Raw genomic sequence first — 13,202 nt, forward strand, 5'->3', positions numbered from 1 at the left:
GGTCCTCCCTCGTGCGCGCCAACCCCGGACGCTGAATGGATCCCATCATAAACAGGTTGTATCCATTACCGCCACCGCCGGATACTGTTGAGCCATGGAGCACTCCGCTGAAGCCCGCGCACAGGAACTCGGACTCGTCATCCCGGACTACGCGAACCCGCCCTACGGTGGCCGGTACGGCAGCTCGCTCCGCGCGTTCCACCGCACCGGGGACCTGCTGGAGCTGAGCGGCATGACCCCGGAGTCACGGGACGGCACGATGCTGCACCCGGGGTCGGTCGGGGTCGACATCACCCTCGAGCAGGCTCGTGAAGCGGCCCGCTACACCGCAGTCAACGCCCTCGGCATGATCCGCTACGCCCTCGGCTCGCTCGACGAGGTCACTGCGCTGTCCCGCGGGCTGTGCTTCGTCCTCTGCCCGCCCGGGTTCGAGCAGCTCAACCAGGTGTCGAACGCGGCCAGCGACCTGCTGTTCGACGTCTTCGGACCGGACGTCGGCCGGATGGGCCGCGCGTCGATCGGTGCGACCGCCCTGTCGCGGAGCGCCTGCTTCGAGCTCTGGCTCAGCCTGGAGTGCCGCCCCCGCCGAGCCGGGGAGTGAGACCGCTCGCAGAGGCCGGCACGCGGGGGACCGCGTTCTGGCTCCTCGTCGTGGCGTCGACCGCCGGCTACGTCGTCAACGGTGCGAGCACCCCGGTGGTGCCACGGGTGGCGACGGACCAGCTCGGCGCCGACCCCGCCGTCGGTGGGCTGCTCGTGTCGCTCGCGGGGTTCGTGGCGATCGGCGCGATGCCACTCGCCGGCATCCTGAGCGACCGGCTCGGTCCACGACGTGTCCTCCTCGGTGCCGGGTTGCTGGCGGCAGCCGGACTCGGCATCGTGCTCGTCGCGCTGAGCGTCCCGAGCCTCGCGGTCAGCAGGCTCGTCTTCGGCGCCGGCAACGCGGCCACCGCCACCGCCCTGACTGCCTGGGTCGTCGCCGAGGTCCCGGTGACCCAGAGGAGCCGCGCACTCGGCCTGTTCGGGCTCGCCGTCTGGATCGGGCTCGCCCTGGGGCCCGTGGTCGGCGAGAACCTGTACCAGTCGGCCGGACACCGCACCGTGTGGGTCGTCGCGATCGGCATCCAGCTCGCCGGGCTCGGAGTGGCACTGCTCACGCGAGGCGGGTCGGCTCCAGTGCACCGCAGCCCGGCACGACCGGCCGGTGCGGGTCTCGCGGCGGTGCTGCGGGCCGTCGTACGACCGGGTGCGGCGGGACTCGTGGCCTGGGCGGCCGAGGGCTTCATGATCGCGTTCCTCATCCAGCACCTGGTCGGGCAGGGCGTCGGCGCGCAGGGACTGACCGGGGCCGCGAACGTCTTCACGGTCTTCGCAGCGAGCGTCGTCGGGGTGCGACTGCTCCTCGGCGGACTGCCGGACCGGATCGGGCCCGTCCGCACCGCACGAGGAGCCCTGGTCGTCCTCGCCGCAGGGCTGGTCGTCCTCGCGGTTGCACACGGCTTCCCGACCGCGGCCGCCGGTGCCGTCCTGGTCGGTGCCGGGTACTCGCCGCTGTTCCCGACGCTCACGATCCTGAGCACCCGGACGCTCGACGACCGCACCCGGGCCACCGGCGTCGGCGTCTTCTCGGCCGTCACCAGCGCGGGCTACGCCGTCGGCTCACTCGTGGGCGGGGTCCTGGTGTCTGCGGTCGGTTCCGGGTGGGCGCTCGTCGTCCTCGCCGCCTTGCAGCTCGCCGCGGTGCCCGCACTCGGCAGGCACGACGGCGGCGGCACCGGTCGCGACCTCAGAGCGCGATGACGACGCTCTTCGACTCGCAGAACGCGCGCAGGGCCTCTTCGCCGAGGTCGCGGCCGAGGCCGGACTCGCCGACCCCGCCGAAGGACAGTGCCGGGTCGAACAGGTTGTAGGTGTTCACCCACACGGTGCCGGCGTGCAGCCGCTGGCCCATCCGGTGGGCGCGGGACAGGTCACGGGTCCAGACCCCGGCGGCGAGGCCGTACGTCTGGTCGTTCGCGATGGCGATCGCCTCGTCCTCGTCGTCGAAGGGGATGACGCCGACGACGGGCCCGAAGATCTCCTCGCGCGCGATGGTCATCGTGTTCGAGACGCCGGTGAAGAGCGTCGGCTCGACGTAGTAGCCCGGGCGCTCGGGCACGCCGCCGCCGACCGCGACCGTCGCCCCCTCGGCCTTGCCCTGCTCGATGTACCCGAGCACCTGCTGCCGCTGCTCCTCGGACACGAGCGGTCCGACCGTGATCCCACCGTCGAGCCCGTCGCCGACGGCGACCTTCCGGACGGCGGCGACCAGGCGCTCGGTGACCTCGTCGAGGACCGATCGCTGCACGAGCAGGCGGCTGCCCGCGGTGCACATCTGGCCGGAGTGCCCGAACGACGCACGCATGGCGGTGAGGACGACGGCGTCGAGGTCGGCGTCCTCGAACACGATGTTCGGGCTCTTGCCGCCGAGCTCGAGGGTCAGGCGCTTGAAGTCCGCACTCGCGGCGGTCATCACCTTGCGGCCGACCTCGGTGCTGCCGGTGAACGAGACCTTGTCGACACCGGGGTGCGCGGTGAGGGCGGCACCGACCCGGCCGTCACCGGTCAGGACGTTGACGACGCCGGCGGGCACACCGGCCTCCTCGCAGATCGCCGCGACGCGGAGCATCGTGAGCGGGGTCTGCTCGGCCGGCTTGACGACCACCGTGCAGCCCGCGGCGAGCGCCGGTGCCAGCTTGAACGCGCCGGTCATGATCGGGAAGTTCCAGGGCAGGATGAGCGCCGCGACGCCGACCGGTTCGAGGGTCGTGTACACGTGGTGCGCTCCGCCGTCGACGGGGACGACCGTGCCGGTCAGGCGCGAGGGAGCGCCGGCGTAGTAGCGGAACACCCGGGCCGAGGTCGCGGTGTCGGCGCGGGAGCGCTCGATCGGCTTGCCGTTGTCGCGGGTCTCGAGCACGGCGAGTTCCTCGAGCCGCTCCTCGATCAGGTCCGCGACCCGGTTCAGGATGCGGCTGCGGTCGTGCGGGCTCATCCCGCTCCACCGGCGGTCCTCGTGTGCCCGGCGCGCGGCGGCCACAGCGGCGTCGACGTCGGCGGGACCGGCCTGCGGCACCCGGGTGATCAGCGCCTCGGTGGCGGGGTCGAGCACGTCGAGGAGTTCGGCGCCGTCGGGTGCGGTCCAGGTGCCGTCGACGAGGAACGGCTCGAGCGGGGCCAGGGGTGCGAGCGTGTCTCTCATGACGGTTCCTCCGTGGGACGTGGGACGTGGGTTCGGTGGGTCGGGGCGCTCGGTCAGGGGCGGTCGAGGAGCCGAGCGGGCTCGTCGACCGTGATCCGGGTGAGGACCTCGTCGGGCACGCCGAGCGCGCGGAGGCCGGGGACGACCCGGGCGGTCAGGTGGTCGAGGCCGTGTCCGCCGTACCGACGGAGCTGGCCCTTCGTCCAGGTGGCGTGGCCGAAGACCCAGCGGGTGTCGGGGGCGCTCTCGCGCAGGGCCAGGAAGGCGTCGAGCCGTTGCGGATCGCTGGCGTTGCGGATGCGACCGACGTGCGAGCCCTCGTTGCCGAAGCAGAGCTCGAGCACTGCTCCTGCCTGGCCGAGGTCGCGCAGGTAGGGCAGGTCGAGGAACTCGTCGACGGTCGAGAACACGACCCGGCTCGGGTCGACCCCCTCGGCCACGACGTGCGCGAGCACCTCGAGGCCGTTCCGGGCGTCGGCGGCCAGCCGGACGACGACGGCCGCGCCGGTGGTCGCCGCCGCTCGTGCAGCCGCCGTGAGACTGCGGCGTTCCTCGAGTCCGTCGGCGGTCGCGAACGCCGTCGTCGTCCCCATCAGGCCGAGCAGCCCGGCACGGTACGTGGTGCCGGGTACCGAGTCCGTCAGTGCCCGTTCGAAGAGCCCCTGTCGCCCGTCGGTGTCCAGGTCGAGGTACCACTCGGGCAGCAGTCGTGGCAGGTAGGCCCCGTATCCGGCGACGATCCCGACGCCGCTCGCCCGTGACAGCTCGGGCAGCCGGGCGTGGTCGGGGCCGAAGCCGAGGGAGCTCAGGTCGACGGCGAGCCCGAGGCCGCTGTTCCGCGCGGTGCGGAGTTCGTCGGCGAGCAGGTCGACGTCGTCGAGGCGCAGGTTGTCCGCGAGTGCGAGCTGGCTCCACCGCAGGGCGGCAGCCAGGTCCGCGGTGACCGCGAGGCTCGGTTCCAGCGCTTCGACACCGGGCCGCTGCAGGGCGCTCGCGTCGGTCAGCAGGTGCTCGTGCATCGACACCGCACCGATCCCGGACGACTCGACGGGGCCGAGGACGGTCTGGATCACGACGTGCCTTTCGCGGTGGCGGACTTGACGGATCCAATCTACATCGGTTTGGATCCCTCTTGTCCACACGTGTCGCCGAGCTCCTCGCTCGACTCCGAACGTTTACACGCGGCCCCCTTCCGTCACGTGCCCGAAACAGCCGGGCAACGACGGCGACACGGGTCCGCACGACACTGGTCGCACTACCTGTCGCCCGACAGGTACTCCGCGAAAGGTCTGCAGCCATGCGCTCTCCAGAGTCACCGCTCCACGCACCGCGCGCCACGTCCAGCGTCGACCCCGTCGACACCCAGGGCTCCGCCCGACTCGGCTACGAGCAGGAACTCCACCGCGGGGTCGGCTCGTTCTCGTCGTTCGCGGCCGGGTTCTCGTTCGTCTCGATCCTGACCACCGTCTTCCAGCTGTTCGGCCTCGGGTTCGGACTCGGCGGTGCTGCGTTCTTCTGGGCCTGGCCACTCGTCTTCGGCGGCCAGCTGCTCGTCGCGCTGAACTTCGCGCAGCTCGCCGCCCGGTGGCCGATCTCGGGCGCGATCTTCCAGTGGTCCAGTCGTCTGGCGGGCGCGCGCTTCGGGTGGTTCACCGGGTGGACGATGATCATCGGGCAGATCCTCACCGTGGCCGTCGCGGCCATCGCGGTGCAGGCCGTGCTCCCCGCGATCTGGAACGGGTTCCAGGTCGTCGGCGGCCCCGGAGCCGACCCCTCCCTCGCCTCGTCGACCGGTGCTGCGAACGCGGTGGTGCTCGGCATCGTGATGCTCGTCGTGACGACCCTGGTGAACATCACGAGCGTCCGGCTGATGGCGCGGGTCACGAGCTTCGGCGTGCTGATCGAGATCATCGGCGTCGTCGTGCTCATCGGCGCGCTCTTCCTGCTGCCGCACCGCAGCCCTGCGGTGGTGTTCACGACCGCCGGCTCGACGAGCACCGAACCCTACGTCTGGGCGTTCCTGGCATCGTCCCTGATGGCTGCCTACGTGATGGTCGGCTTCGACTCCGCCGGTGAGCTCGCCGAGGAGACGCACAACCCCCGCCGGACCACCCCGAAGACCATCGTCCGCGCGCTCACCGTCTCCGGCCTCGGCGGTGGGCTGCTCATCATCGGCGCCCTGGTCGCCGCCCCGAGCCTGACCGACGGCAAGCTGGCGACGCAGGGACTCGCCTGGGTGATCACCTCGACGCTCGGCGACGTCTTCGGCCGGCTGCTGCTCTGCACCGTCGCGGTCGCCGTGTTCGCCTGCACCCTCGCCGTGCAGACCGCCGGTGCGCGCATGGTCTACTCGATGGCCCGCGAGAAGGCCCTGCCCTTCCACCGCACGCTCGCTCGGGTCTCACCCCGGACCGGGACACCGATCGCCGCGTCGATCGTCGTCGGTGTCGGTGCCGGCCTCGCACTCGCCGTGAACATCGGTCAGTCCGCGATCTTCACCGCCCTGTCCAGCCTGTGCATCGCGATGCTCTACCTGGCCTACCTCGGCGTCACCGGCCCCCTGCTGGTCCAACGCATCCGGCTCCGACGGTCCGGCTTCCCCGCCGGCGTGGACGAGGACGGCAAGCCGCTGTTCACACTCGGCCGGTGGGGCATCCCGCTCAACGCCCTCGCCGTCGCCTTCCAGATCGGCATGGCGGTCAACCTCATCTGGCCGCGCCCGGAGATCTACGACCTGACCGGGAACTCGTGGTGGCTGCAGTACAGCGCACTGCTCTTCATCGGCGCCGTCCTGCTCGTGGGTTGGGTGTGGTCGGCCCGGCGGCACCGTGCGCACGGACCGATCACCCTCGCCGAGGTCCCGTCCACCGCCTCGGTCCCCGCCGTCCAGGCACCCGCCTCCGCGACCGCGACCGTCGAAGCCTGACCGAAGGAACCCCATGCGCGACCTCCACGAGACCGACAGCGTGCTCGCCTCGCGTTCCGATGCGCGCGCCCAGGCCGGGACGCAGTCCGAGTACATGCCGTACCTGCCGGCGTCGACGTCCCCGTTCGCCCCCGACGGCGTCGACCCCGCGCAGCTGGTGTGGGCCGAGACCGTCGCACCGGGCGGGTACACGCACAAGGTCCTGGCCAGGGGCTCGCGGCTGCGGTTCGACGACCCGACGGGGCAGGCCTGCGCCAACCTCCTGGTGTTCAACGCGCTCGAACCGTGGGAGCGGTTGAACGTCGCCGACACGCAGAAGATCCCGTGGCAGGCCTACCTCGGTGTCGGCACGCCGCTGCTCAGCGGGGACGGCCGTGCCCTGGCGACGGTGGTCGAGGACACCTCGGGGCACCACGACGCCTTCTGCGGCACGTCGACCGACGCCTGGAACCAGCGGAAGTACGGCGGTGCGGCACCCGAGGGGCCCAGCCCGAGCGGCCGGTCGCTCTTCGTGAAGGCCGCCGCCAAGCACGGGCTGAAGAGGCGTGACCTGCCGCCGAGCGTCTCGTTCTTCCAGGGCGTCCGGATCGACGACGAGGGCGCGATGACCTTCACGGGGTCGGCCGGAGCCGGGCACCACGTCACCCTCGTCGCCGAGCTGCCGCTGCTCGTGCTCGTCGCGAACGTCGCGCACCCCATCGACCCCCGGCCGGAGTACGCCGTCGGCCCGCTCCGGGTGCACGCCTGGCGTGGGGCACCGACGACCGACGCGGACGAGCGGTTCACGGCGACGCCGGAACTCACCCGCGCCTACCTGAACGCCATCGACTACGCGGAAGCACGAGGCCTCTGATGCCCGACACGACGACGCACACCCGCACCTCCACCGTCCCGGTCGGCGCCGTCCACGCCCCCGACGTCGCCCTGGACTGGAGCGAGTCCCTCGTGCCCGGCGACGTCGTCCGCGACGACCGGGTCGCCCCGCTCGCACCGTGGTCCGCCGTCGTCCGCGCCGGCCAGGTGCTCACGATCGTCGACGTCGGCGGCAACCAGAGCGCCGACTGCCTGGTCTACGACGCGCACGACCCCGACGAGCGCTACAGCGTCCCGGACACCCTCGCGGCCCAGGGGAACGCCTACGTCCGCACCGGCACCGTGCTGATGTCGAACGAAGGGCACCCGCTCATGACGGTCGTCGCCAACGAGATCGACCGGCAGGACACCATCGGCGGCGCGTGCTCGAAGGAGTCCAACACCCTGCGGTACGGCCACCACACCCAGTACCAGCACGGCTGCCGCGAGAACTTCCTGGCCGAGGCCGGCCGGCACGGCCTCGGTGCCCGCGACATCGTCTCGAACCTCAACTGGTTCATGAACGTCCCGGTCGAGGCCGACGGCGCCCTCGGGATCGTCGACGGCATGAGCGCACCGGGCAAGCGCGTCGCCGTCCGGGCCGAACGCGACGTGCTCGTCATCGTGTCGAACTGCCCCCAGATGAACAACCCGTGCAACGACTTCTCCTGCACCCCGCTGCGCATGATCGTGGTCCAGCCGTGATCGCCGCACCCGACACGGAGGACACCGTGCCCCAACCACCCGCGCTCTCCACCGACACCGTCCTCGTCGCGAACCGCGGCGAGATCGCCCGCCGGGTGATCCGCTCCGCCAAGGCCCTCGGCATGCGGACCGTCGCCGTCTACTCGGACGCCGACCGGGCCGCGCCGCACGTGCGCGAAGCCGACGTCGCCGTCCGCCTCGGCCCGGCGCCCGCCCGCGACTCCTACCTGCGCATCGACGCCGTGGTGCAGGCAGCGAAGGACACCGGCGCCGGCTTGGTCCACCCCGGCTACGGGTTCCTGTCGGAGAACACGGACTTCGCCCGCGCCTGCGAGGACGCCGGCATCCGGTTCGTCGGGCCGACCGCCGACCAGATCGTCCGCTTCGGCGCGAAGCACACCGCTCGCGAGCTCGCCGCCGCAGCCGGCGTCCCGATGCTCGCCGGCACCGGCCTGCTCGAGAGCGTCGACGACGCCGTGACCGAGGCCGAGCGCATCGGCCTGCCGGTGATGCTCAAGGCCACCGGTGGCGGCGGCGGCATCGGCATGCAGGCGTGCGCGACCCTCGCCGAGGTCCGCGCGGCGTACACGAGCGTCACCCGCACGGCCACCGCGGCCTTCGGGTCGGCCGGCATCTTCCTGGAGCGCCTGGTGCGACCGGCCCGGCACGTCGAGGTCCAGCTCTTCGGCGACGGCCACGGGCGCGTCGCGGTGATCGGCGACCGGGACTGCTCGTTGCAGCGTCGGAACCAGAAGGTCATCGAGGAGGCCCCGGCGCCCGCGCTGCCCGAGCACGTCCGCAGCGAGCTGCACGAGTCCGCCCGTCGCCTGGCCGCGAGCGTCGGGTACCGCAGCGCCGGCACCGTCGAGTTCGTCTACGACCCGGTCCGCGAAGAGGCGTCGTTCCTCGAGGTGAACACCCGCCTGCAGGTCGAGCACCCGGTGACCGAGGAGGTGTTCGGAGTCGACCTCGTCGACCTCATGCTCCGCCTGGCTCGTGACGGCGCCGACGGCATCGACGACGACGTCTTCGACCGCACCTGGACCCCGAACGGCCACGCCGTCGAGGCACGCGTCTACGCCGAGGACCCGGCGAAGGGCTCGCTGCCCTCGAGCGGCCTCGTCACCCAGGCCGTGTTCCCGAGCGCGACCACCGAGTCCGACGACCCGAGCGGACTCCGCGTCGACGGCTGGGTCGAGACCGGCTCCGAGGTCTCGGCGTTCTACGATCCGATGCTCGCGAAGGTCATCGCCAGCGGCGAGACCCGCGACGACGCCCTCGACCGGCTGCGCGACGGCCTCGCCGCCACGCGGATCGACGGCATCGTGACGAACACCGGGCTGCTCCGAGCACTGACCGACGACCTCGAGCTCCGCACCGCCACGCACTCCACCTCGACGCTCGACGAGACCGACGACCCGGACCCGCGCATCGACGTCATCGCACCGGGCACCATGACGATGATCCAGGACCTGCCCGGCCGGGTCGGGTACTGGCAGGTCGGTGTCCCGCCGAGCGGCCCGTTCGACGCCGCGTCGTTCGCCGAGGCGAACCGCGCCGTGGGCAACCCCGACGGCGCTCCCGCGCTCGAGATCACGGCGGCGGGTCCGACCCTGCGCTTCTCGACCGCCGGCGTCATCGCGATCACCGGCGCACCCGTGCCCGCGACCATCGACGGCGAACCCGTCGCGGCGTGGGAGCCGATCGAGGTCGGCGCCGGACAGACCCTGGCGATCGGCACGGCCCCCGGGCCCGGCCTGCGCACCTACCTGGCCGTCCGCGGTGGCTTCGACGTCCCCACCTACCTCGGCTCCACCGCCACCTTCACGCTCGGCGGCTTCGGTGGGCACGCCGGCCGTGCGCTGCTCGCCGGCGACGTCCTGCGGCCGGGCTCACCGGACTCCGACGCCGCGCACCCGGCGTTCCCCGCCGGCACCCGCCTGGGCCTGGTCGGCGGCCCGACCCCGGCCGATCGGCGCACCGCGCTGACCGACACGTGGGAGATCGGCGTCACCGAGGGCCCGCACGCGGCACCGGACTTCTTCACCCGCGCCGACCTCGACGTCTTCTACGCCACCGACTACGGCGTGCACCACAACTCGGCGCGCACCGGCATCCGGCTGATCGGGCCCCGACCCGAGTGGGCGCGGACGGACGGCGGCGAGGCCGGCCTCCACCCCTCGAACATCCACGACACCCCGTACGCGGTCGGTGCGATCGACTTCACCGGCGACACCCCGATCATCCTGGGTCCGGACGGGCCCTCGCTCGGCGGCTTCGTCTGCCCCGCCGTGGTCGCCAGCGGCGACCTGTGGAAGTTGGGCCAACTCCGACCAGGTGACACGGTCCGGTTCGTCCCCGTCCGCGAAGCCGACGCCGCCGCGCTCGAGGCGAACCGGGCCTCCCGGACCGTCCCCCGCACCGGAGGCGACGGCGACGACGGCGTGATCACCCGCCTGGAGGCGACCGACGTCCGTCCGAGCGTCGCCTACCGACGCGACGGCGACGACAACGTGCTCGTCGAGTACGGCGACATGACGCTCGACATCGCGCTGCGCATGCGCGTGCACGCGCTCATGACGAAGCTGCAGGAACACACGCCGAAGGGGATCCTCGACATCACGCCGGGCATCCGCTCGCTGCAGGTGCACACCGACGCGTCCGTGCTCAAGGCGCGCGACGTCGCCGCGCTGCTCCGCGAGCTCGAGGACGAGATCCCGCCGACCGACCAGCTCGTCGTGCCCTCGCGCACCGTGAAGCTGCCGCTCTCGTGGGACGACCCCGCCACCCGCCTGGCGATCGAGCGGTACATGAACGGCGTGCGGAACGACGCCCCGTGGACGCCCTGGAACATCGAGTTCATCCGGCGCATCAACGGTCTGGAGAGCGTCGACGACGTCTTCCGCACCGTCTTCGAAGCGAGCTACCTCGTGCTCGGCCTGGGCGACGTGTACCTCGGCGCCCCGGTCGCGACGCCGCTCGACCCCCGGCACCGGCTCGTCACGACGAAGTACAACCCGGCCCGCACCTGGACCGCCGAGAACTCCGTCGGGATCGGCGGTGCGTACCTCTGCATCTACGGCATGGAAGGGCCCGGTGGTTACCAGTTCGTCGGCCGCACCGTGCAGATCTGGAACCGGTTCCGCCGCGGCGGACTGTTCCAGGAGAACCCGTGGGCGCTGCGGTTCTTCGACCGGATCGAGTGGTACCCGGTCGGCGCGGACGAGCTGCTCGAGCTGCGTGCCGAGACCGACGCCGGACGGGGCTCGTTCGAGACCGTCGAGGGCGAGTTCTCGATCGCGTCGTACAACCGCTTCCTCGAGGCGAACGCGGGCTCGATCGCGCACTTCCGGGCGCAGCAGGCGCGGGCGTTCGGCGAGGAGAAGGAGCGCTGGCGCGCGTCCGGCGAGTTCGACGTGCGCGACGAACCGGCCGCCGTCGTGGCGGACGAGGTCGTCCTGCCCGCCGGGGCGACGGCCGTGACCGCGCCCTTCACCTCGACGGTGTGGCAGGTGGACGTGCGGCCGGGCGACCGGGTGGACGAGGGACAGAAGTTGTTGGCAGTGGAGGCGATGAAGATGGAGTCGATGGTGCACGCACCGGTGGAAGGCCACGTGTTGGAGGTCTACATCAAGCCGGGCGACCAGGTCGCACCGGGGCAGGTCCTGGCCGCGATCGGAGCGGGAGCATGAGCGCGGCGAGCGCCGCCGCGGACCGCGTCCGCGACGCCTTCGACCGCATCGACGCCGTCGACCGGCCCGAGGTCTGGATCACCCTGCGCGACCGCGCCGCGGTCCTGCAGGAGGCCGAGGCCGTCGACCCGACGCTCCCCCTCGCCGGCCTCCTGTTCGCCGTCAAGGACAACATCGACGTCGCCGGATTGCCCACGACCGCCGCCGCCCGCTCCTACGCGTACGAACCCGCCGCCGACGCGACCGCCGTCGCCCGCCTGCGCGCCGCCGGCGCGGTCGTCGTCGGCAAGACGAACCTCGACCAGTTCGCCACCGGCCTGGTCGGCACCCGGTCGCCCTTCGGCGCGGTCCGGAACGCGTGGGACCCGACGCGGATCTCCGGCGGCTCGTCGAGCGGCTCCGCCACAGCCGTCGCGCTCGGCATCGTCGACTTCGCACTCGGCACGGACACCGCGGGCTCCGGCCGCGTGCCGGCGGCGCTCGGCAACCTGGTCGGTGTGAAGCCGACCAAGGGCCTGGTGCCGAACACCGGTGTCGTGCCGGCCTGCCGCTCGCAGGACTGCGTCACGGTCTTCGCCCGATCACTCGACCTCGCCCGCACGGCGGCGGAGCTGATGGCCGGTCCGGACGACACCGACCCGCTCGCCCGCATCGACGTCGCCCTCGCCGACGTGCCCGCCGTCCCGCGGATCGCGATCCCGCTGCCGTCGCAGCTCGAGGGCCTCGCGCCGGGCTGGGCGGAGGCCTTCGCCGCCGCCGTCGAGCGCTTCCGCGCACTCGGCCACCAGGTGGTCGAGGTCGACATCGCACCCCTGCTCGACGCAGCGTCGCTGCTCTACGACGGCGCGTTCGTCGCCGAGCGGTACGCCGCCGTCGGCGCGCACGTCGAGGCGCACCGCGACCTGGTCGGCGACGACCTGGACCCGTCGGTCGCCTCCATCGTCCTGGGTGGCGCCCGACCCACGGCAGCGGACCTCTTCGCGGACCAGGAACGCCTCGACGTGCTCGGCGCCGCGGGACGCGCCGCCCTCGCCGGCACCACAGCGCTCCTCACGCCCACCACGACGTGGCACCCCACCCTCGACGAGGTCGCGGCCGATCCGATCGGCGCGAACAGCCGGATGGGCCGGTACACGAACTTCGCCAACCTGCTCGACATGGCCTCGCTCGCCGTCCCCGCCGGGTTCGTCGACGGCCTGCCGTTCGGGGTCATGCTGACCGGTCCCGCGTTCACCGACCGACGGCTCGCGGCGCTCGGCGCCGCGTTCCTCGCGCCCACCGTCGACCTGCTGGTCGTCGGAGCGCACCTCCGTGACCAGCCGCTGAACGGCCAGCTGGTCGCGTCCGGCGGATCGTTCGTCCGGGAGGCCCGCACCGCGTCCGACTACCGGCTGTACGCCCTCGACACGGTGCCGCCAAAGCCCGGGCTGGTCCGGGTGGGGCCGGTCGCGTCCGGCGCTGACGCGCCCGAGTCGGGGTCGGCTTCGGGGTCGGGCTCGGGCTCCGGCTCCGGCTCGGGGTCGGGCTCGGGCTCCGGCTCGGCTTCGGGGTCGGGCTCGAGCATCGCCGGTGAGGTCTGGCGGCTGCCCGCCGCTGGGTTCGGCACCTTCGTGGCGTCCCTGCCCACGCCGATGGCCATCGGCACCGTGGCACTCGAGGACGGAACCGACGTCACCGGTTTCCTGGTCGAGCCGTTCGCCGTCGAGGGCGCCGCCGACATCACGGCGTTCGGCGGCTGGCGGGCCTACCGCGAGCAAGCATGACGCCGCGCTGGGAGGATGACTCC

Annotated in this window: 9 protein-coding genes; 7 read left to right on the plus strand and 2 right to left on the minus strand. The window is 72.5% G+C overall.

All coding sequences use genetic code 11. The features are described 5' to 3' along the window. The first annotated feature begins 94 nt into the window (after window positions 1-94). Both EDF31_RS01280 and EDF31_RS01285 read left to right on the plus strand, forming a co-directional pair. A complete protein-coding gene (locus EDF31_RS01280; RefSeq protein ID WP_131844897.1) occupies window positions 95-601 on the plus strand; it encodes a RidA family protein in 507 nt (168 codons plus the stop codon). After that, the gene (locus EDF31_RS01285) at window positions 598-1,800 is read left to right on the plus strand and encodes an MFS transporter (protein ID WP_165901288.1); all 1,203 of its coding nucleotides are present in this window, start codon (window positions 598-600) and stop codon (window positions 1,798-1,800) included. Before EDF31_RS01280 ends, EDF31_RS01285 begins: the two co-directional genes overlap by 4 nt. Here EDF31_RS01285 and EDF31_RS01290 read toward each other — a convergent pair. Continuing rightward, the gene (locus EDF31_RS01290) at window positions 1,787-3,241 is read right to left on the minus strand and encodes an aldehyde dehydrogenase family protein (RefSeq protein WP_131844899.1); all 1,455 of its coding nucleotides are present in this window, start codon (window positions 3,239-3,241) and stop codon (window positions 1,787-1,789) included. The genes EDF31_RS01285 and EDF31_RS01290 overlap by 14 nt on opposite strands. A gap of 53 nt (window positions 3,242-3,294) precedes the next feature. Beyond that, window positions 3,295-4,314, minus strand: a complete 1,020-nt coding sequence (locus EDF31_RS01295) for a phosphotriesterase (RefSeq protein ID WP_131844900.1) — start codon at window positions 4,312-4,314, stop codon at window positions 3,295-3,297. Window positions 4,315-4,538: 224 nt separating this feature from the next. Between EDF31_RS01295 and EDF31_RS01300 the strand changes: the two genes are divergently transcribed. Genes EDF31_RS01300 through atzF form a run of 5 tightly spaced genes read left to right on the plus strand, consistent with a single transcriptional unit; the run spans window position 4,539 to window position 13,179 of the window. After that, window positions 4,539-6,167 (plus strand): amino acid permease, encoded by a 1,629-nt coding sequence (locus EDF31_RS01300; RefSeq protein ID WP_131844901.1) that lies wholly within the window; start codon window positions 4,539-4,541, stop codon window positions 6,165-6,167. A gap of 13 nt (window positions 6,168-6,180) precedes the next feature. Then, window positions 6,181-7,020, plus strand: a complete 840-nt coding sequence (locus tag EDF31_RS01305) for an urea amidolyase associated protein UAAP1 (RefSeq protein ID WP_131844902.1) — start codon at window positions 6,181-6,183, stop codon at window positions 7,018-7,020. Next, window positions 7,020-7,724, plus strand: a complete 705-nt coding sequence (locus EDF31_RS01310) for an urea amidolyase associated protein UAAP2 (protein ID WP_111086486.1) — start codon at window positions 7,020-7,022, stop codon at window positions 7,722-7,724. Before EDF31_RS01305 ends, EDF31_RS01310 begins: the two co-directional genes overlap by 1 nt. Window positions 7,725-7,750: 26 nt before the next feature. Further along, window positions 7,751-11,416 (plus strand): urea carboxylase, encoded by a 3,666-nt coding sequence (gene uca / locus EDF31_RS01315; RefSeq protein ID WP_131844903.1) that lies wholly within the window; start codon window positions 7,751-7,753, stop codon window positions 11,414-11,416. Beyond that, window positions 11,413-13,179, plus strand: coding sequence for an allophanate hydrolase (gene atzF, locus EDF31_RS01320; protein WP_131844904.1), 1,767 nt, complete (start codon window positions 11,413-11,415; stop codon window positions 13,177-13,179). Before uca ends, atzF begins: the two co-directional genes overlap by 4 nt. Window positions 13,180-13,202: the final 23 nt, after the last annotated feature.

This window comes from Curtobacterium sp. PhB142, from assembly GCF_004341255.1.
Taxonomy (GTDB): Bacteria; Actinomycetota; Actinomycetes; order Actinomycetales; family Microbacteriaceae; genus Curtobacterium.